This is a genomic window from Phocaeicola salanitronis DSM 18170 (genome assembly GCF_000190575.1).
GTDB classification, from domain to species: domain Bacteria; phylum Bacteroidota; class Bacteroidia; order Bacteroidales; family Bacteroidaceae; genus Phocaeicola; species Phocaeicola salanitronis.
The window spans coordinates 2,082,744-2,103,129 of sequence record NC_015164.1 but is presented as its reverse complement, the minus strand read 5'-3'; the positions used below and the strand labels follow the sequence as shown (position 1 = coordinate 2,103,129).

Here is a 20,386-nt window from a genome sequence, read left to right as displayed (position 1 = left end):
GCAGATTTACGCGGATAAAAAATAAAATTATCTGCGTCAATCTGCGTTTCAAGAGAAATAACTCAGCAAACGGCGTGGGGGCTTGGGGAGTGCTGCTTGCGGGCTTTATTTCCGCACTTTCTCCTTGTATTCTGTCGGTGTCATTCCGAAACGCTGCTTGAAGCATTTGCTGAAATAGCGCGGGTCGTTGATTCCTACCATATACGCGATTTGGGTCATGTTGAATTCGCCGGTCTCGATGAGCTGTGCGGCACGTTTCACGCGCATTTCCTTGATGAACTCAATCGGCGCAAGCCCGGTGAGCGATTTCAGCTTCTTGAAGAATACCGAACGGCTGACCGACATTTCGTGTACCAAGTCGTCTACCACTAACTCGCCATTGTCCATGTGTTTTTCCATGAATTCCGTCAGCCGGTCGATAAAGAGTTTGTCTTGCGGGGAAATTGAGTTCTGCACTTCTTCTTCCACTTTTGCCTCTTCTTCGGTGCCGGCATCGTTGATGTCCATCAGATGTTCGCAATAGAATTGGCGCAGGCGTTGCCTTCTGGCGAGCAGGTTGTCTACGCGTGCCTTTAGATAGATGGCGCTGAAAGGCTTGGTGATGTAGCTGTCGATGCCCAGCTCCATGCCTTGCAGCTTACTGTCCATGTCGGTCTTTGCCGTAAGCAGGACAATGGGAATATGGCTTGTTGCCACGTCGTGGCGCAGTTCTTTGGTCAGGGCGATTCCGTCTTGCCCGGGCATCATGATGTCGCTGATGATGATGTCGGGTATGTGTTTTTTGGCCTTGTCGATGCCTTCTGTTCCGTTAGAGGCTTCGATGATTTGGAATTGTGCCTTGAAGATGCTGCGGAGGAAGGCGCGCAGTTCCAGGTTGTCTTCTACCAGCAGCATCGTGTTCCGGTCTTCCGTTATGCCTTCTTCTGAAGCGGCAGGGTCTGCAAGTTCCGCTTGGGTGTTGTGTTCGATGTTGTCCGAAAGGATGAATTCCGCCTCTTTCCCGTAATGTGCCTTGCCTTTCTTGAATTCGACGGTGAAGCAGCTTCCTTCTCCTTCCTTGCTGTCTACGCGGATGGAAGCATGATGCATGTCCGCCAGTTCTTTTACCAGCGAAAGCCCGATGCCGGTGCTGTTCTTGTAGTTGAAGAGGTTTTTGTCGAGCAGGGTCTCGAAGCGGGCAAAGAGCGATTCCTTCATGTTTTCGGGGATGCCGATGCCTTGGTCCTGCACGCCTATGGCGATGGTGTTTTCGTTTTCGTGGATGAATATTTTAATCGCCTTGCCCGGCTCTGTGTATTTGAATGCGTTCGAGAGCAGGTTGAAGATGATTTTTTCCACTTTGTCTGCGTCTGCCCATAGTTTCAGGGAGGGCTGTTCGCTCTCGAAGATGAAATCTATCTTGTTCGATTCTGCTACCGATTCGAAGTTTTCCATGATTTTGCGTGTGAAAGGCACGATGTCTATCTGTTCGATGCACAGCTTCATCTTGTTGTTCTGGATTTTGCGGAAGTCCAGTATTTGGTTGACCAGGCGCAGCATGCGGTTCGTGTTCCGTTCTACGGTCTGCAATTGTTCCCGTACTTCCTGGGTCAGGTCGTTCCGCTTCAGGATGTAGCTTACCGGGCCTTCTATCAGGGTAAGGGGAGTGCGCAGCTCGTGCGAGATATTGGTGAAGAAGCGCAGTTTCATGTCGGTCACCTCTTGTTCGACGGATACTTCATGTTTCAGGCGGTAAAAGACGAACAAGATGTAGGCGCCTCCCAGCAATACGCATAAGAAGGCGAACGTGTAGAGGATGTAGGCGTATGGCGTTTCCCAGAATGTGGGGCTGACGGTGATGGCAAGCCGGCGTTCGTTGTCGGTCCAGATTCCTGCCCCGTTGGTAGAACGGATGCGGAAGGTATAGTCCCCGTGCGGCAAATTGGTGTAGGTGGCGATGCGTTGCTTGCCTACATAGTTCCATTCTTTATCGAATCCGTCCAGCATGTAGGCGTATTTGATGTTTTCGGGGAAGTTCATGTCGAGTGCGGCAAAGGCAAGCGAAATGGTGTTGGTCTTATGGGATAACGTGAGATGCTTCAGGGTGTTCAGCGATTCGGGCAATATGGAGCCTTCTTGCGGAACCATATTCTCGTTGGCGATTTTCAATCCGCAGAATACGATGCTGGGCACGTACCGGTTGGTCTGTATATCGGCAGGGTCGAAGGTGAGCAGTCCTCGGTTTGAGCCGAACAACAGGGTGCCGTCGGTACGGGTGAGGGCTGTGCTTTCTTCGAAGATGAGTTCTTCGCCCAACTCGCCTTTCAGGAAATTGTCGAAATGCCGGTTGATTGCGTTCATGCGGCTTAATCCGCTTTCTGTACCAATCCAGATGTTTCCTTTCTTGTCTTCGCTGAGCGATACCAGCACGTCGGTCGGAAGCCCGTTGGACGTGGTGTAGGAGGTGAACCGTACGCTGTCCCGGATTCCGGTGGATTTCAGCTCATTCAGCCCTCCTCCGAATGTGGCGAAGAACAAGCGTCCTTCGTGGGTGAGCAGGATGTCGTAGATGTCGTTGTTGCTCAAGCTTTCTTTGTTGTTTGGCTCGCGTACGTGTAGCTTGAAGTTGATTGCTTCTGCACGCGTGAAATCTTCGCTGAAGGACAATAGTCCGTTCGAGGTTGCCACCCAGATTGTCCCGTTTTTGTCCCGTTGGATGGCGCGTGCTTTCGAGCAGCGGTCCAAGGGGTATGCCTTCAGGTTGTTTCTTGCGTTGAGAAACCGGACGCTTCCGTCCGCCTGCTGTTCCATGCAGTTGATGCCTCCTCCGAAGGTGGCTATCCAGAACCGTCCGTGCCCGTCCTCGCAGATGTCGTATGTGCTGTTGTGGCTTAGGCTATAGATGTCGTTCGCGTCGTATGTATAGTTAGACAAATGGTAGGCAAGGCCGTTGGCGGTCGGGGCAAGGCGGATGATGCCTTGTCCTTTCGCCGCAATCCAGATAATGCCTTTAGAGTCTTCTATAATCTGGTAAGCCGAAGCGATGAGGGGGGTGCCTGTGGCAGAGATGCGTCCGTCAGCGGTAAGGTATCCGATGAAGTCGAATTCGGAAGAGTAGACCAGCGTCTTTCCGTCGCGGGTGCTTGTCCAGATGCGCCCTTCACGGTCTTCGCATAAAGCCCGTACTTGATTGGCGTTGGTGTCGTGATTGCAGGACAGGGGCTTTATCAGGCGGAAATGGCTGTTGAAAAACGATACTTTTTCTAATCCTTTCGAGTGGGTGCCCAGCCATAAATTGCCTTGCCGGTCTACGGTCATGGCATGCAGTTTGTTCGAGAAACGCCAGTCGGGCGAGCCGGTTTCGTCGTAGAACGGCAATAGCTTGCCCCGGGTGCGGTCGAACCATGCCAGTCCTCCTCCTACGGGGTGTACCCATAGGTTTCCGCGCTGGTCTTCGCAGATGGAAAACATCGGAACCGAACGGTCTGCGGCGTCTTGCTCTACCTTCATTTGTTCGATGCGGAACGTGCCGGTACCGGGATTGATGTGGCACACGCATCCGATGCGGTCGATGGCAATCCATATTTCCCCGTACCGGTCTACGTACGTGTTTTGGATAGGGGACTTGCTGAAATCCACTCCTTCCGTAGAGCCGTAAAAGCGTATGGGATGCAGCGATGCGTCCGCAATTAAGACACCTTGGTGTTTCATTGTCAGTGCCATCCGCTTGTCGGGTAATGTAAAGATGTGGGTGATGTCATCTTGATAGGGAAGTTCCGTCAGCGTGAAGATGTCATCCTTTAGCGAATAGGTCCATATACGTCCCTGTCTGGAGGTGAAATAAAGGTTTTCTCCCTGTTGTGCCGCGGCAAAGAAAGACTGGTTGGACCTGTTGTTTTCCATGTCTGTAAAATAGGTGTTCCGTTTTCCGTCGGGGCTGATGCGTTGCAGTCCGTTGTCGGTCAATATCCATTCGTTCCCTTTGTTGTCCAGAAAGACGGTGTTGATGTGTATCGCCTGGTTGCTGGCGGTTGTCGAGGCCCATCTCTCGGTAAGGGTTTCCCCCGTGTGTGCTTCGGTATGGATGCGCATGCCTCCATTATGGTCTGTCAATAGCCACACCGTTCCGTTGGCTAAGGGTTGTATGGATGTATAAGCCAGGTCTTTGCCCGGACCTTCGGAGGGCACTTCGATAAAGGTTTCCATGCGTTTGTCGAACCGGAATACATGTCCGTCGTAAGCGATGCACCAGACGTTTCCTTTGGCATCTACGTAAAGATAATCTATGCGGTTTGACGCCCAGCTTACGTCGTTGCTTTTACGCGCTTTGTATACATGGAAGTCGTATCCGTCGAAACGGTTGATTCCGTCCCAAGTGGCGAACCATAGCATGCCGTCATGGTCTTGTACGATGGACATAACGGTGTTTTCGGACAACCCGTTTTCTTGTGAGTAATGGGTGAATGTGCTGTTTAACTGTGCCTTGACGGAAAGGGACACGAACAGGAGCCAAAGGGTATACAGGTAATTTTTCATAAATGGTCTTGACAAATGAAGAGCAAATATAGGGAAAAATGAGGTTATCCGCAAAACAAGTGTCCTGAAATCTTCCTTCGCCAGTGGCGTATCGCTTCGGAGCAAGCTGAAAATCCTGGCACGTATAGCCCCGTTTGGTGTAAGATTAATAATCTTCCGCCTGTAAGATTAATAATCTTCAAGCCGCAAGATTAATAATCTTACAAGCCGTGCGGCTATATGTAAAAAAACGCATATATCTTCATGATGCTTTGAGAAGATATATGCGTCGGGTTGTTAGTAATATGTATGGAAGTAACTAAAAACGTCGCGGTCCTCTGCCTCCCGGACCGTGCCCGCCTTGGAATCCGGCGCCTCCCTGCCCTTGTTTTCCTCCGAAAAGGTTTAGGCGGTAGATGAAGTGGACCATGCAATAGCTGTAGATGGCATTGTATTCCGTATCTTGGCGCATGGCGGCGCTGATGGTGCGGCTGATGTTGCTTTGGTTTTTCAGGATGTCATAGAACTGTACGCTTATCGTTGCGGCATTGCCTTTCAGGAAATCTTGCGCGATTTGGGCGTTCCATATCAGCTCGTCCCGGTTCATGCTGGCATCGGTATATCCCCGGCGGGAGTTTTGCGAGATATCGGTGGATAGGGTCATGTTCCAGGGCAGGCGTATGTTGGTGCTTGCTCCGTATGCGAACTGGTACGTATCCATGTTGTTTGAAGTCTGGTAGCTGTTCCGCGAATGCGTATAGTCCAGCGAGCCGTTCAGCGATACCTCCCACCAGTCGTTCCGGTAGGTACCGCGCAGGCGTTCGCCCAATGAAAGGCGTTTGGTTGTGTTCTTGCCTGCTTCATTTAGCTCTGTATTATTGCTGATGTAGCTTACCATGTTCTGGTAGTTTGCCCGTGTAAACGTGTTGATGGTGTATTTCTTGTTCTTCAGGGCGATGTTGCCTCCTACGATGCCGAACAGGCTCCAGTTTCCGTTGATGTTTTCGGGTTTGGTGGTATATCCTCCGGTCTCCTCGTTGTAGATGCGCCGGTTGCTGATGTCGTTCATCGTGTTCTGGAAATTGAAGAACGAGAACATGCCTCGTTGGGTCTCGGCATTGAATGTGTTGTATTCCATGCGCAGGCTGTTGGTGAACGTCGGTTTCAAGCCCGGGTTTCCTATCGTTACATTCAGCGGGTCGGTATTGTCTTCTATCGGAAGCAAGTCAATCATGTCGGGCTGTGAAGTCCGTCCGCGGTAGCGTATGCGCAGCTGGCTGGTTTTCGAGAAACGGTAACGGAAATCCAAGGTCGGCGTAAAGTTGAAGACATTGCGTACGGTGTCTATCTGGTATTCGCCTTTTGTGTACGAAAGGGTAGAGCGCTGAGGCTGGAAAGACATGCCGATATTGAAGCGCATCTTCTCGCGTATCCAGCGGAAAGATACTTCCGCCTGATGGTTGTAATAGTTGTAGATGGCGTTTTGGCTTAAATCGGCATTGAAACTGCCTCCTGCCGTACCTCCGCCTGTCGTCCAGTCATCGGGCATATCGTATGTGGACTTGTCGGTCGTGGAACGGCTGTATTGGAAATTGTAGCTGAATTGGATGAAGCCTCCTTTGAATATAGGTTCGCTGTAAGTCAGCCTTGCGTTGTATTCGCTGGTTTTGGTCGGGGTGTTGATGTATCGGTTTAATATTTCCATGCGCTCTTCAGGCGTTTGCTGGAAATATTCGGTTTCGGATACAGAGAATTGTTCGCTGGTACTGTTGGTGTAGTTGTATCTGCCCCTGAACGTGATGTTTCTTCCTTCATCGTTCAGCCGGCGGTTTAATATTAAGGTACCTCCTGCCGTCAGGTCGTCTCCTTTTGCTCAATGTGTTTTTTAATACCGTATTGACAATGTTCTCTTCGGGCACCAGCGAGGTCAGGTCGTCCGTGTTGAAGAGCTCGTCGGTAGAATGCTCTGGGTCTTGGTTGAAGGTGTACGAGTTTTGCAGGCTTGCGTTGTCCGTTTTTCCATAGCGGATGCGGGGACGTAGGATAAGGGTCGTCATCGTGTCGGGACGCCATTCCAGGAAAGCGTCGGCGGTCAGGTTGGTGGTCTTGTTCCGGCTATTGTCCAGGGCATTCTTGAACGAACTGCTTTCGGTAGATACAAAGGTTTCCGAGGCTTGTTTGCTCCGTTGGTCCGCGTCTTTGTAATTGAAGTTCACGCTTCCTTCCGACTTGAACTTCTCGTTTTCTGTGGCAAAGTTGGCTCCCGCCATCTTGACCGTGGTCAATCCGTTTTCTTGCCTGCGGAAACCTCCTCCTCCGGGGAAGCTGTTATCGTTTACATTGTTTATAGAACCGATAACGGTGAATTGTTTTTTGTCCCGGAAATAGTTGGCAAGCAATTTCCCGCTATACCGGTCTTCGGTACCGTACGCTCCGTCTACGTTTCCGAAGAATCCGTGATTCATCCCGGGTTTTACGCTAAGGTCGAGCACCGTTTCTTCTTCTCCGTCTTCAATGCCTGTTACACGTGCCATGTCCGATTGTTTGTCGTATGCACGCACTTTGTCAATGATGTTTACGGGCAGGTTTTTCATGGCGATGTTGGGGTCGTCGGCAAAGAACTCTTTCCCGTCAATCATGATTTTGGTGATTTCCTTTCCGTTAATGGTGATTTTCCCGTTTTCATCTACTTCGGCTCCCGGAAGTTTCTTGACCAGTTCTTCCAGTGCCGAACCTTCGGGCAGGCGGTATGCCGAGCTATTATATACTAAGGTATCTGCCACTGCAGTTACTTCTGGGGCTTGGGCTACGATAACCGCTCCTTCCAGCATGATGGCATCGGAATGCAATTCGATTTGTCCGATATTAACGGCTGGTTTGTTCCGGGAAATCGTAACCGGTTTGATGACCGGTATGTAGCCTACGAATGAAATCTTCACTGCATAGTTTCCCGGCTTTGCCCTGAGGGAAAAACGTCCGTTGTTGTCTGTTACGTTTCCTGTAATCATCGTGCTGTCCGGCAGGGACAATAATTGTACTGTGGCTTGTATTACCGGCGATTTATCGTCGGCGTCAATCACATTTCCCGAAACCCGTCCCCTGTTGTTTTGTGCAAAAGCAGATGCTCCTATCAGCATCAGTAGTATCCCCATTACCCACTTTCTCATATTCTGAAGATTTGTATATGTCTGAAAATTGAACATTAATTTCCTTTTTGACAGAGAAAAGAAAGTAAGGTTTAATCTTTCATCCTGAATATTTGTTAATGTTTTCGTCTTACTCCTGACTTTTTTCTATTTTTGCCCTCCAAAGAAATAAACCACTATGAGTACGCAAGAAGTTGTTATCTGTAATCATTTGGAAAATGATTTGCAAAAGGCATTGGCAAAATGTGAACATGACAAGGTGTTTGTCTTGACCGATGAACACACACACTTGTTTTGCCTTCCGGTTATCGATAAGTTCCCGTTCCTGAAGGATGCCGTAGAAATATGCATTGGTGTAGAAGATATTCATAAAAACCTGGAAACGTTGGCATACGTTTGGACTGAATTAAGTACGAAAGGGGCTACGCGCCATTCGTTGATGATTAATTTAGGAGGGGGAATGGTGACTGACTTGGGCGGATTTGCGGCTGCGACTTTTAAGCGGGGCATTTCGATGATTAACATTCCGACCACCTTGTTGGGAATGGTCGATGCTTCAGTCGGAGGGAAGACAGGCATTAATTTCAACGGATTGAAGAATGAGGTAGGGGCGTTTTATCCGGCGGATACGGTGCTGATAGATTGTGAGTTCCTGAAATCGCTCGACCGTGCCAATCTTTTGTCCGGTTATGCCGAAATGTTAAAGCATGGCTTGATAAGCAACACGCAGCATTGGAGTGAATTGGTGGGCTTTGATATGGGCCATATAGACTATGTTCATTTGCAACGGCTGGTAGGAGAGTCGATAGCGGTAAAAGAGCGTGTCGTAGCGCAAGACCCCTTCGAGAAAGGCATCCGTAAAGCGCTGAATTTCGGGCATACCGCAGGGCATGCCTTTGAAAGTTTTGCTTTAGCGGTCGGACATCCGGTGTTGCATGGCTATGCCGTAGCCGCCGGAATGGTTTGCGAATTGTACTATTCGCATCTCCGTATGGGCTTCCCCAAGGACAAGCTTCGCCAGACCATCCGGTTTATCAAGGAAAATTACGGTCGTATAGCTTTCACGTGTGAGGATTACGAGCGTCTTTATAACTTTATGCGGCACGATAAGAAGAATGGCACCGAAGGGCAGGTTAATTTTACTTTGATAAGCGAAGTAGGTGATATTCATATCAACCAGACCGCCACGCAAGACGACATTTACGACATGCTGGACTTTTATTCTGAAACGATGGGGTAAACGTATGATATAAGTGCTTTCAACAGATAAATGGGGATATGTTATTATGATATATCCCCATAATATTTTGCAGATTATTTGCCTCGTGGAATATCATATCCAATCATAAATAGGGCAGCTTCTAATGAACGCAAATCTTTGAATTCGCATATGGGTGCATTTTGCACTTCTTTTAGCAGCCAATTGGCTTTCATATTACATTCTATATGGATTTTACCTTGATCGAGTAATGAAAATTTATAAGTGTCGTTATTGGGATTTCGGTTGACTTTCGGATTTCGGCTATTGCCATAAGCGAATTTTAACGGAACCGGAAGTTCCTTTAGTTTTTGCTCCTCACAATAGAGTTTCACCATGTAACATAATGCGGCTCCTGCACGGCTATCGTAAATAATGAAATCGTCAATATATAAGGAATAGATTTTGGTAAATCCGGAATTCATGAAGATTTCCTCTTCGGGATTACCGATAGAATCGTGGCTGAGAAAAACTTTTGCTTTTATCAGATAAGAACAGAGTCCTTCTTTATTGTTGATTTCTTCTAATTTTGTTTGATTCCCTTTTAGGACACCGCCCCATTTTAGAATATCACAGCATACATCTTTACAAGCGTCATTGTTGGCATGACTGATGCTTTCTCTTAAGCGGCTAGAAAAATTCTCTAATTTTTTTTGAGTATCTTTCCAGTTACTTTTATTCCAGTTGTATTTTTCACATGCTTCATAAAAAGAACTGCATCGCCAATTTTTCTTTTCTCTATGGTTGTAATATGAATAGGGAAAATCCGATAGCTTGTGACTGAACCATTGGATAAATCCGGCAACGTTTTTGTCGTTTAAGAATTCTTCTTTAGTCATTATTGTTTTAATTTTAAATTAGCAGATAATTTTCTCATAATTTCAAGTGTTAGTCATTCGTGCCTAAAGATAGTTCTTCTTTTAGTTTTAGGCAACTCTCCGTGAACTCTGTTCTCTCAAAAATAAAACTCTGTGCCTTTGTGTCTCTGTGTTCTATTCTATTTTTCGTAAACCAATTTTGTTTTACGATAATGTAGGATTATTTATAAATTGTAGAATAAATGCAATCTGCTTATGTCGCAAAACAACATTTAAAGATACTATGCTTCATTCTTTCTCTTAGATTCATCTAACTATCGTTTTTCTTCGTTTCTTTTTCTATTTTCTGCCATTTCTCGAAGAGTTTGTTTTTTGATTTATTCTTCACGTTCTTTCAAGTCTTTCTTTTTCCTCTTTCGAGCCTTCTATTAATCTAACATCGTGAGGTTCCCACCACCTGGGATGTACAAACCATTCAAATCTGGCACGATGAAATTCCATATATATATTCTGTAAATCTTTGTCTAATAGAGAGTAAACTTTTTTCCATATGTCAAGAGGAAATTTGTATAGATAATAGGCTTGTGCAATTCCACCTGTAATACAAGCCAGCGTATCGCTATCGCCTCCTAACGAAACAGCTAGTCTCACGGCATCTTCATAGTCTTTACTTTCTAAAAACGCTATGATAGCTTCCGGAACTGTACCTTGGCAACTTTCGTCAAAGCCATAAGTAGGACGAATCTCGTCACAAGTCCGATTCAAGTCATAACCGAAAGTCTCTTCTATGAACTTCTTGATGCGTTCTCTTTTTTTCCTGTCGTCATCATAATCGGCAAAATCATCTGGCCAATATGATTTTCGAGCCAAAAATATAGCGGCTGCTACAGCTTGTGCTCCCTTGATTCCCTCTTCGTGATTATGAGTGACCATAGCGGTTTCTTTTGCAACCTCCATTGTCTTTTCTAACGTATCGAAATACCAACCTACAGGACTTACACGCATAGCCGCTCCGTTTCCCCAGCTGTTATAAGGCTTCGGATTTTTTTCGTGCAACCACATCGAGAAGCGTCCTCCATATCCTCCCATAGGATTAGGATATTTCCTTCCATAATGTTGCATGACTTTAGCCAAATCACCTCCATGCAATAGCCAATCAGCCACTGCTATCGTCATAATGGTATCGTCTGTATAAGTTGAATCTTTGCTGAACAAAGGGAAATCCTTTGTTTTTATGTTGTTAAATTCATATACAGAACCTATTATGTCACCCGTTATTGCTCCTATCATAAGTTTATCATTGTTTATACGGCTGAAAATCTTCCGTTTGTCTTTATATGCAAATATATTTGAAAAGTATTGATTGTCAAAATATTTATCGAATATTTTCTTCATGAATAATCGCAAGTAATAGTTGCGATATTCCAATGCACAGGATAAATTCGAGAAGTTCATCCTAAAATATTAGATATGACTCTATACAAATAAAGGAAAAACGACTGACGAACGTATGCCTCTAATATACAGTGCGTTATCTTTTGAAATCGAAATTAAAGCATATTTTATAGCAAAAAAGTGCTCTAATATTTTGCTATTTCCCCGTAAATGTGTACTTTCGCACTCGCAAAACAAAAGTGACGGGGTGTAGCTCAGCCCGGTTAGAGTACGCGTCTGGGGGGCGTGTGGTCGCTGGTTCGAATCCAGTCACCCCGACTGGTGAAAAAGGATTGATAATCAAACGATTGTCAGTCCTTTTTTAGTTTTTATGCCTTTTGTTTATATGCTCCCAAACATACCCTCGCAAGGGTAGTTGTGTAAACCGCTGTGTAAACCGCAAAATTATGAGCGTAACGATTGCAGTAGTTTGTTTCAAGAGCAAGACACTTGCCAATGGGGAACATCCTTTGATGTTAAGAATCACGCAAGACAGAAAAAGAGTAATGAAAAGTTTGGGCATTTCCGTTAATCCCCAATATTGGGATTTTACCAAAGGAGAGCCAAAGCCCAAATGTCCTAACAAGGAATTAATTCAAAGCATCATTTTAAAAGTCAAAGCGGAATACCATACTAAGGTAATAGAAAAATTATCAAGAGAGGAAGAGTTTACAGCGACTTCTTTAGTTTATGAACAACGCAAGAACATCAAAGCCCAAACGGTGGAAGAGTTCTACCTGTCTTTAATAAAAGAGTTGAAAGAGGACGGTAGGATAGGGACAAGCTATGCTTACCTTAATTCATACAGAACACTAAAGAACTTCAATAAAGGGAAGAAACTAAATTACACCTTTAGCTATATTGATGTAGAGTTTTGTAAGAAATTTGAGAAATGGATGCGCAGGAAAGGCAACAACGATGTTACCATAAGTTATCAGTTCAGAAGTCTAAGGGCTGCATTTAACAAAGCCATTGAAGCCAAAATTGTCAGCAGGGATAAAACTCCATTCATTGAATACAAACTAAGTCGCTTCAATACCAAGACAGCCAAGAGAGCGTTATCTAAAGATGATATTCTTAAAATTATAGATGCAGATTGCAGCCATGCAAGCGAGAGACGACAGTTTACACAAGATATATTTACGTTCTCTTATTTGTGTGGTGGAATTTCATTTGTAGATATAGCCCACTTGACAGGGACAAATATTGTGGAAGATAGATTGCTTTATAAAAGGCAAAAGACGCATGGGAGCATAAATTTAATGCTAACAGACAGAGCCAAACAGATTATTCAAAAATATAGCTACTATCAGCGTCAGACTGGCTATCTGTTTCCTATACTTCATAACAAACGCCATGTTACACCTATGCAGCAAAACAATAGGGTGCATAAAATTTGCCACCAAATCAATACAGAATTAAGAGCATTTGCAAAGGAGTTAGGCATTACGGCAGAAGTCACCACTTATGTTGCGCGGCATTCATTCGCCACAATTTTGAAGAAGTCAGGAGTAAACATAGGAATCATTTCACAAGCATTGGGACACCAAGATATAAAAACCACACAGATTTATTTAAGTAAATTTGATAATGAGCAGGTGGATGATGCCATGAAGAATTTACTCTAATCTTAAATAACCCTATCTGTTTCCATGCAGGTAGGGTTTATTCATTAACTTTGCATATACAACCATTACATAAGAATATGCAACCAATAGACAAGTTCACAAATATAGATGCGGTTTACCCCACTTTAGAAGCAAAAGAGGAAGATGATATTTTAGATTATGTTTGGCAGTTTGCCATGATAATACATCCTGCAATGCCTAAAGAAGTACAGGGAGGGACATTAGAGGGAAGCGAAGCCATACCCACCTTTAAAGAAAGGTACAACAACAGGCTTATTGAAATGCCGCTGACTTATGAGGAATATAAAAAGGACAAGGAAATTCAAACTGCCCTATCAGCTTTGCAGTTAGACAAGGATAAGTTTTGGTTTATCATTCTGTTTATAAAGGATTACGTGGACGGTAAGTGCTGGCAAGCGTTTGAATATGGGGAAACACCTGCAAGCGAGATAAAGAAACTTTTCCAAAACATATCCCAATATGAAGAACATCCCAATGCCAATCCCCTTACAGAGCATATAACATTCAAGGAAGAACTGACCTTATCCTTACAAGTGAATGGGAAAACCATACATACCATAGAAACCGCCAATGCAATCAAGTTCATACTTTCATGTTGCCAAGAACATTTGGATGATTTGAACCCTAAAGATGAGTTTGACACAGAACACCTATATGACAATATAGAAATGGTAAGCACTTATCCCAAACAACAGCAAATTACAACAAGCTACACGAAAAGAATCTGCCTGTTTGCCCAAACATTCAAAATGTTCTTCAATTTCCTATCACCTTTTGACACCAATTATAGGAAAGGTAGAAAGAACGCATACGATGTCACATTCCTAATATCACAGCTTATCTATCTAACAGGAATCTCAGACAATGATAATTTCCTCTCAGACAAGACTACACTAAAAGGATATTTAAGCAAGAACAAGAAATTTGCATGGAATGTACAGAACAAGAATTATTGAAAATCAAACATTTGTCTAAGGGAGAGTAACATCTCCCTTATTTTTTACTCTCACTTATCCTCATGGTTTCTCCCCACCTTTGCAGCGTCAAAGGGACAGGACTTGCAAAGCGGCAAGTTAAGGGAGAACCAAAATCCTCAAAATTTTACTCTCCTTTAATTTTCTCCAAAGTTCTCACCTTTGCAGCGTAATCAGAAAGCCAAGTGTACATAGGTTGGACGGTTACACAGAACATTTTAATAACAATTAAAAAAGAAAAGAATATGGAAACTTTGAATATTAAAGCAGTAGAGATGGAAAATAAGAGTACAAAATCAAACAACGTAACTATGGTTAACATAGAAGAACTGACTAAGGTCTTTAAACAAGAAGAAAAAGAATTGAACCGCCTTATAAAAGGCAAAAGAAACGATGCTGTAATCGCCGCACAGCAGAAAGTGGTTGATGAAGCCAAAGCTCAAATGGAACAGGCACAGGAGTTTGAAAGAATATCCAAAGAGAAAGCAGTTAATAGTTCTTTCACTTTCTCAGTAGTGGATGAAGAAACAGGTGCAAGAACTGAACAGCAGAAGAAGATAGCATTTGTCAAGAACAACCGACCTGTAAGTTCCAAGAAAGTGGATGGTTTTATGGCTTTGATAGCCGCCAATAAATATGACAAGGCTTTCCCCATTATCGTAATGGAAGCATCCAAACTGATTGAAGCTGGTTATACTGTAACGGACATCAATGGAAAGGAACTGACTAAAGAGGAAGCCAAAGACTACTTCGTTATCCTTGACGGGCAGCACAGAAGTACAGCGTTTGCCAAATTGATTGCAACTGGAGAATATCAGAATCTGATTCCAAATGTTCATGTAAGAGACATTGAAAACGTAGGAGAATATTTGGTTGATATTAATAATGTAGGCAGCAGTTGGGATAAGAAAGACAGATTGATTGTAGCTTCTCTGACCACTAAAGATGAACTATTCCAAAATGTGGCAGAATTGTTGAATGAAGGTTTCAATCCATCTACCGCCATGCTGATTTATACAGGTAAAAGCATATCTGACAAACAAGTGAACAAGGCTTTAAAAGGTGAGGAAATAACATTTCCCAATGGCGTAGAAATTAAAATAGAAAGAGGTAACAATTTCATCAACTTATGCAAGGCTGCCAATATGAGCGTCAGTTTCATTACCAAACGTTACTTCATCAAAGACTTCAACAGTTATGCCAAATCCACAAGCGAGGAACAGGCATTTGAAGCATTAAACAAATTGAAAGAGCTGAACTATACAGAAAAAGACTGGAAAGAGGTCAAAGAAGAAAATGACTTTATAGAAATATTGAAAAAGGCTCTGGAAGCATAAGCCACCAACAACAAAGCCCATGTGACAGGTGGGCTTGCTCTCCCCAAGTTCTTAGACATTCTGAATAGTTTAAAGTCTGATTACTAAATGTGTGGTCTTACCATTAGTTCCCCACTTATGGAATTATTATCTTTACAGTACCACAGACAGATAATTCCACCACATAGATTGACGGACTACAAACTATTCAGAATTTCTAAAATGGAAGAATTTACCTATGAGCAGATAAGGGCTAAGGCTCTTAGACAAGGAGTGAAAGATAACAAAGTCCATATTGGGTTGTGGGCTAATCTCAACAACTATCTAAAGACAAGGAGAAAGAAGAATGGAAAGGTTACTACCTATTATATCTCATTGCAGAAACTGGCTTATTAACTTACTAATACTTGAGTTTACATGATAATTCATTTGCCAACAGGGAAGAAGTTCCATAACAGAAAGGAAGCCAAGATATACTTTGGAACTGCCTACTATTATAAAATGGAACGTGAGAAAAAAGATTTAAAGTTTACCAATACTATTCAATCAGCTACTAATGAATATGAAGATACGATTAAAGCACCTGCAAAACAGGGTAAGTAGCACCAGACAGGATTATGCCACCATTAACAAATCCATAGTGGATAAACTCACCCCACCCAACATGTACAGGTTCTTCTGCCTGTCCTTATACAGAAATGACTATTATAAAGTCAGATGGAGAATTAAGGATTTAGCTAAGCGGACTGGAGAGGAAGAAACTGCACTAAAGAATTTCAATAAGGATATAGAAGCCGTGTTGGTCAGAAAGAGATACCCTGTACCTACATCAATTCCCTATCTTGATTTTATAATGAGAAGTCTTTACTGCATCCCACCCATAGAACGCCCCAACTTTATAACCCTGTCCCACCTCTTTATGAAAGTGGATTTGGATATTAAAGTGAAAGGATATTATATCAAGCTCCTATTGATAGCGGAGGATAACAAGATATTGCTTACTTCTAACAAACTGGCTGAAAAATTAAAAATGGGTAAAAAGAGTGTGGAAAGTTACAATTTGGATTTATATAATGCAGGTTTGTTGAAATTCATACCCAACGGATTAGAGCTTACCCCAAAAGAGCTATTATTAGACAATGATATAGCCAAGCAACGTAAGGAGTGGATTATCCAACCCCCAAAAGACCTTCTTAAAATGGCTTTCAAGTCCAAATAACAGGTAGTGGGGATTTTTTATACTGATTATTATTAAATTAATAGATGGTACGAAAAATCCCCGTCCTACCTTAATTCCACTTTATAAGCACATAAAGTCTGATTTTTTTAGTTGGGTGCAACATACAGGATGCAAAATGAGTTTTATAATCCCAATCTCCAAAATGTTGCAGGAGATACCATACCACCAATTTACGCCCCCTCTCACCCTGCAAAAGAAAAATGAAAATTGGCAGACACCTACCCACCCCGCCAACTTCATAAAATTTATTACCCACCCCAACCCTATTGATTGACTTGCTAATGAGCGGCACAATACAGCATAAATGTAAGATAGTCTAACTGTAATAACACTCAAAAGTAATTCAGCGAATTGTAGTAAAGCAAAAATCGTTATGGAGCAATCCAAAGCGATATGGGCTTTGTGCAATTCCAAAGTTAAATCAATCAATAACCATTAAACAATTTATCATTATGAGAAATTTAGTTATCATGCTACAGGCACAGAACCGTGAGAGAATGAATTTGGGTGAATTTGCAGAAGAAGCAACCATTATCGTGGACGAACCTGTAAGACCTGCCAACCATTTCATTGAAGCCAACACGCAGGAAGTGACCTTGCATCATCTGAAACATGACTGCATTACTCCCGTGTTCGCCAAAGACAACGAACTGACCATTAACCATGCCGCATTTGTGGAAACCATACAAGAAGCGGCACTGTCTTTCTTTAGTGGTGAAACCGTAAGACAGGCAGACATTCGTGTAAGCCATATCATTAAAGGCAGAATCCCTGAAGCCATCCACAAACCTGCCAACCAACTTTTGGAATCTGACAAGACTATCTACTATGAAAGGGCGGCTTTCAGCATTGACATTCCAACCATTTATGAAACTGTTGGAGGAAACAGGCTGAATCTTTCTATTGTAGGCGTAAGGGCGTACAATCAGATGAATCTTTATTCAAAGAAAGTTCCTGAATTGTTCCGTCTTGCAATAGGCTTTAAAAACCAAGTCTGTTGTAACATGTGCATCTTTACCAATGGCTACAAGGATGATTTGAGGGCAAGCAACACGACAGAACTCTATCGTGCAGCATTGGAACTGTTTGGGAACTACAACCCTGCCAAACATCTTTATCTGATGCAGCAATTAGGCAACACTTCCATGAGTGAACACCAGTTCGCACAGATATTGGGCAAGATGCGGCTTTACCAATGTCTGCCAACAGGATACCAAAAGGCATTGCCAAGAATGTTGCTTACAGATACACAGATTAACAGCGTAGCCAAAGCATACATTCACGATGAAAACTTTGGCAGCTTTGGAAGTGAGCTTAATATGTGGAAATTTTATAACCTGCTTACGGGTGCAAATAAGTCAAGCTATATTGATTCATTCTTAGACCGTTCTCTTAATGCTACTGAAATGGCTTTGGGAATCAATGCGGCTTTACATGGGGATGAGCGTTACAAATGGTTCATTGATTAAGTGGGCTTATTGATTGAGAAAGGAAAGGACATTCTTTATGGGTGTCCTTTCCTTAAATATTCAATAATTAACCATTTATATTTGTAAGTACGCAAATAAGTACATATCTTTGCAGCACAACAAAGGAGGAAGTATGAGAACAGCCAATTACACAGATTTAAGAACTAATCTGAAAAGTTACATTGATTCGGTCATTGATGATTGCGATACCGTTGTAGTTAATCGTGGAAATGGTAAGGGAGTTGTAATGATTTCTTTGGATGAATACAATTCTTTAAAGGAAACCGAATATATCATGTCGTCACCCGAAACAATGGAAGCTATACGCAAGGGGGAAGAAGATATTAAGAATGGTAATTGCATCTCTCAAAACGAAGGTGAAAGCATGGAGGACTTCTTAAAACGGGTGGCATGTACAGAATAACATTATCAGAACAGGCACGGAAAGAATACCTATACTTCTCGCAAAGCGGGAATAAAGCGATTCTGAACAAAATTAGGGTTTTGTTGGAAGATATAGCAACACATCCCTACACAGGCATCGGCAAGCCCGAACCTCTTAAATATGAATTGGCAGGGAAATGGTCAAGGCGCATCAATTCGGAACATAGGATTGTTTATTCTGTACATGATGATACCATAGAGGTTTATATATTCTCCATGAGATACCATTATTCAAAGAAATAACTTTTACGAGGAAAGGACATCTTAAAGTTGAGGTGTCCTTTTCTTTTTTACATAAAATGAAAAACATCGGCAAATGAAGTTTATAAATCAAGGTGGGTAACAAATTGAGAAATTCTGTCTTTATAAGGGGATTCTTCATTTTGATACCTACCCCAATTTATAAAGTCAAGGTGTAAATATAGCCTGTTTTATACCAGTATATATGCTTTGGAACATGTAGAACAGGATTTATTCTATTATGACTATACTTATTCAAATACCTTTCGTTATCTTTGCATCCAATTTCAGCAACCCATTGAGTTGGGAAACTGAAAGGACATAATTAACGAAAGGTGTTATTGAAATTATCTTCGTGATGAAATTCTCGCAAAATTTCAACTGACTGTGAAGATGATAGCAATAGCACCACACCATTGATATATACTTACCTTATATCTGTAAGGCTTAGATATTGTCAAATTGGTGTGGGTTGCTATTGTTTTATCCACAGTCAAGGCAATGCGAGAAGCCCCATCACAGGATAAGACAAATATAGTTCCCACACCTTATTTTTTATTGCTTATCCATAGGGGACAGGTGAGCATAATATATGCAAAATATGATAGACGCATTATCAAGAATTAAAGGACTTGTAGAGGTTAAAAAGAATGCCATAAATTTAGGCGTGAATTTGGGGCAACTTCCCAACAACGAAGTCTTGGAAATACCAGAGTTACTTACCATAGAACACAACATTTCAGAGCGGATAACTAAAATGATGTGGCAATATTTTGAGAATATACGTTCTACTTTGCCTGACGGTCAGCAAACAAGATTAATTTTCAAATCTTGTGCTTTTGCTGGAATGTTAGCCACTTATGAATTTAAGAAAAGAGGCTTTGTAAATGAAAGTGCCTTATTCCAAATATTTACGATAAACAACATTTCAAGATTAATAGAAAATGTTGAAGATGCAATAAATATGGATGCAAGGGAAGATTTTATTATAAACGGTTGGCTGACCCAATGTAGTGAAGACACATTTAATGATTTATGCTATATCTATAATGCAACGGATGGGCAAACCAAATGGCAAGCATGGAAAGATACATGTACAACCATGTTTTGCATAGGAATGATATATGCCAATCATAGAATAAAAGGAAACCTTTCTTTTTAATGCAGTCGAATCTCCATACATATCAGCAATGTTTATCCGTTTATTCTATATGGATTAAATCCAATATAGACCAAGACCAAAAAGATTACTATAAAGAATGTACCAATATGGTTATTTGGTACGGTAGGCATTGGGGAGATAGAGTACAACTTATATTCTTTAAGGACAAGACAGATTACAGATATATTTTGGATAATAAGTCTTTTGCTTGGAGAGTTGAAGTTCATTATTGGGATTATAAACTCTATCACTATCCACCTAACCCAACAAGGGAATGGATGATAGGCTTTATAATTCATGCGATTATGGATATTTATAAGAATGGAAAAATACCACATCTTTATAATAAATTGAACAACTAATTTACAACTGTTTATATGGTAAATTCAGAGATTTTCGTTCGCAATGTTAGAAACTATTTGTCTGATAACTATATCCCTTATACTATCATCAATGATAGTGAGGAATATGACATGTTTACCTATTCTAAGATATGCGCTATGTCAGAAAATATAGATTTATCTTTTGCAAATAGAATATTCATTCAGATATTCCCAACAAGTGCTTGCCAAGCGGAACATAGTTCAATGGTTATATACGTTGGCGATAATGACAAACTGCTCGCTGTAACCGTACATAATGCAAATGGCTTACTGAATGCTTCGGCATTATACGGTTGTCAATATTCTAAAGTAGAGCTTGTTTCCCAGTCTGATAATACTTATAGATTTTACTTTTAAAA

14 protein-coding genes, 1 tRNA gene and 1 pseudogene are annotated in these 20,386 nt (G+C 42.3%); 12 read left to right on the top strand and 4 right to left on the bottom strand.

Going from position 1 to position 20,386, the window contains the following annotated elements; translation table 11 throughout:
- Positions 1 to 105: 105 nt before the first annotated feature.
- Positions 106 to 4,515, bottom strand: a complete 4,410-nt coding sequence (locus BACSA_RS09040) for a hybrid sensor histidine kinase/response regulator transcription factor (protein ID WP_013617803.1) — start codon at positions 4,513 to 4,515, stop codon at positions 106 to 108.
- A gap of 298 nt (positions 4,516 to 4,813) precedes the next feature.
- Positions 4,814 to 7,661 (bottom strand): annotated as a pseudogene (locus tag BACSA_RS09035) (TonB-dependent receptor).
- 157 nt (positions 7,662 to 7,818) lie between these two features.
- Here BACSA_RS09035 and aroB point away from each other — a divergent pair.
- On the top strand, positions 7,819 to 8,880 hold the full coding sequence (aroB, locus tag BACSA_RS09030) for a 3-dehydroquinate synthase (protein WP_013617802.1): 1,062 nt from the start codon (positions 7,819 to 7,821) through the stop codon (positions 8,878 to 8,880).
- A gap of 74 nt (positions 8,881 to 8,954) precedes the next feature.
- On the opposite strand, the gene BACSA_RS09025 is transcribed toward aroB, so the two are convergent.
- Positions 8,955 to 9,737: a hypothetical protein gene (locus tag BACSA_RS09025; RefSeq protein ID WP_013617801.1), complete on the bottom strand. Its 783-nt coding sequence runs from the start codon at positions 9,735 to 9,737 to the stop codon at positions 8,955 to 8,957.
- Positions 9,738 to 10,100: 363 nt separating this feature from the next.
- Positions 10,101 to 11,006, bottom strand: coding sequence for an ADP-ribosylglycohydrolase family protein (locus BACSA_RS09020; protein WP_052306027.1), 906 nt, complete (start codon positions 11,004 to 11,006; stop codon positions 10,101 to 10,103).
- A gap of 348 nt (positions 11,007 to 11,354) precedes the next feature.
- On the opposite strand from BACSA_RS09020, the gene BACSA_RS09015 reads away from it, so the two are divergent.
- From BACSA_RS09015 to BACSA_RS08955, 11 genes are all read left to right on the top strand, one after another.
- Positions 11,355 to 11,429, top strand: a tRNA-Pro gene (locus BACSA_RS09015).
- A 128-nt stretch (positions 11,430 to 11,557) separates the two neighbouring features.
- The gene (locus tag BACSA_RS09010) at positions 11,558 to 12,778 is read left to right on the top strand and encodes a site-specific integrase (protein ID WP_013617799.1); all 1,221 of its coding nucleotides are present in this window, start codon (positions 11,558 to 11,560) and stop codon (positions 12,776 to 12,778) included.
- Positions 12,779 to 12,855: 77 nt separating this feature from the next.
- Positions 12,856 to 13,755 carry a hypothetical protein gene (locus BACSA_RS09005; protein WP_013617798.1) on the top strand — a complete coding sequence of 300 codons (900 nt, stop codon included), beginning with the start codon at positions 12,856 to 12,858 and terminating at the stop codon, positions 13,753 to 13,755.
- A 263-nt stretch (positions 13,756 to 14,018) separates the two neighbouring features.
- Positions 14,019 to 15,110: a hypothetical protein gene (locus BACSA_RS09000; RefSeq protein WP_013617797.1), complete on the top strand. Its 1,092-nt coding sequence runs from the start codon at positions 14,019 to 14,021 to the stop codon at positions 15,108 to 15,110.
- Positions 15,111 to 15,506: 396 nt separating this feature from the next.
- Positions 15,507 to 15,692: a hypothetical protein gene (locus BACSA_RS20600; protein WP_013617795.1), complete on the top strand. Its 186-nt coding sequence runs from the start codon at positions 15,507 to 15,509 to the stop codon at positions 15,690 to 15,692.
- On the top strand, positions 15,652 to 16,308 hold the full coding sequence (locus BACSA_RS08985; protein ID WP_013617794.1) for a hypothetical protein: 657 nt from the start codon (positions 15,652 to 15,654) through the stop codon (positions 16,306 to 16,308). Before BACSA_RS20600 ends, BACSA_RS08985 begins: the two co-directional genes overlap by 41 nt.
- 473 nt (positions 16,309 to 16,781) lie before the next feature.
- Positions 16,782 to 17,798 (top strand): DUF3871 family protein, encoded by a 1,017-nt coding sequence (locus BACSA_RS08980; protein WP_013617792.1) that lies wholly within the window; start codon positions 16,782 to 16,784, stop codon positions 17,796 to 17,798.
- Between the two features lie 133 nt (positions 17,799 to 17,931).
- Positions 17,932 to 18,222 (top strand): type II toxin-antitoxin system Phd/YefM family antitoxin, encoded by a 291-nt coding sequence (locus tag BACSA_RS08975; protein WP_041584328.1) that lies wholly within the window; start codon positions 17,932 to 17,934, stop codon positions 18,220 to 18,222.
- Positions 18,210 to 18,485 carry a Txe/YoeB family addiction module toxin gene (locus BACSA_RS08970; RefSeq protein ID WP_013617790.1) on the top strand — a complete coding sequence of 92 codons (276 nt, stop codon included), beginning with the start codon at positions 18,210 to 18,212 and terminating at the stop codon, positions 18,483 to 18,485. Before BACSA_RS08975 ends, BACSA_RS08970 begins: the two co-directional genes overlap by 13 nt.
- Positions 18,486 to 19,083: 598 nt before the next feature.
- Complete coding sequence (locus BACSA_RS08965; protein ID WP_013617788.1) at positions 19,084 to 19,644, top strand: hypothetical protein; 561 nt, start codon at positions 19,084 to 19,086, stop codon at positions 19,642 to 19,644.
- A gap of 377 nt (positions 19,645 to 20,021) precedes the next feature.
- A complete protein-coding gene (locus tag BACSA_RS08955) occupies positions 20,022 to 20,384 on the top strand; it encodes a hypothetical protein (RefSeq protein ID WP_013617786.1) in 363 nt (120 codons plus the stop codon).
- Positions 20,385 to 20,386 lie beyond the last annotated feature (2 nt).

Coding starts and splice junctions, on each gene's coding strand:
- BACSA_RS09040 (WP_013617803.1), bottom strand. CDS start 4,515: ATGAAAAATTACCTGTATACCCTTTGGCTCCTGTTCGTGTCCCTTTCC.
- aroB (WP_013617802.1), top strand. CDS start 7,819: ATGAGTACGCAAGAAGTTGTTATCTGTAATCATTTGGAAAATGATTTG.
- BACSA_RS09025 (WP_013617801.1), bottom strand. CDS start 9,737: ATGACTAAAGAAGAATTCTTAAACGACAAAAACGTTGCCGGATTTATC.
- BACSA_RS09020 (WP_052306027.1), bottom strand. CDS start 11,006: ATGATAGGAGCAATAACGGGTGACATAATAGGTTCTGTATATGAATTT.
- BACSA_RS09010 (WP_013617799.1), top strand. CDS start 11,558: ATGAGCGTAACGATTGCAGTAGTTTGTTTCAAGAGCAAGACACTTGCC.
- BACSA_RS09005 (WP_013617798.1), top strand. CDS start 12,856: ATGCAACCAATAGACAAGTTCACAAATATAGATGCGGTTTACCCCACT.
- BACSA_RS09000 (WP_013617797.1), top strand. CDS start 14,019: ATGGAAACTTTGAATATTAAAGCAGTAGAGATGGAAAATAAGAGTACA.
- BACSA_RS20600 (WP_013617795.1), top strand. CDS start 15,507: ATGATAATTCATTTGCCAACAGGGAAGAAGTTCCATAACAGAAAGGAA.
- BACSA_RS08985 (WP_013617794.1), top strand. CDS start 15,652: ATGAAGATACGATTAAAGCACCTGCAAAACAGGGTAAGTAGCACCAGA.
- BACSA_RS08980 (WP_013617792.1), top strand. CDS start 16,782: ATGAGAAATTTAGTTATCATGCTACAGGCACAGAACCGTGAGAGAATG.
- BACSA_RS08975 (WP_041584328.1), top strand. CDS start 17,932: ATGAGAACAGCCAATTACACAGATTTAAGAACTAATCTGAAAAGTTAC.
- BACSA_RS08970 (WP_013617790.1), top strand. CDS start 18,210: ATGTACAGAATAACATTATCAGAACAGGCACGGAAAGAATACCTATAC.
- BACSA_RS08965 (WP_013617788.1), top strand. CDS start 19,084: ATGATAGACGCATTATCAAGAATTAAAGGACTTGTAGAGGTTAAAAAG.
- BACSA_RS08955 (WP_013617786.1), top strand. CDS start 20,022: ATGGTAAATTCAGAGATTTTCGTTCGCAATGTTAGAAACTATTTGTCT.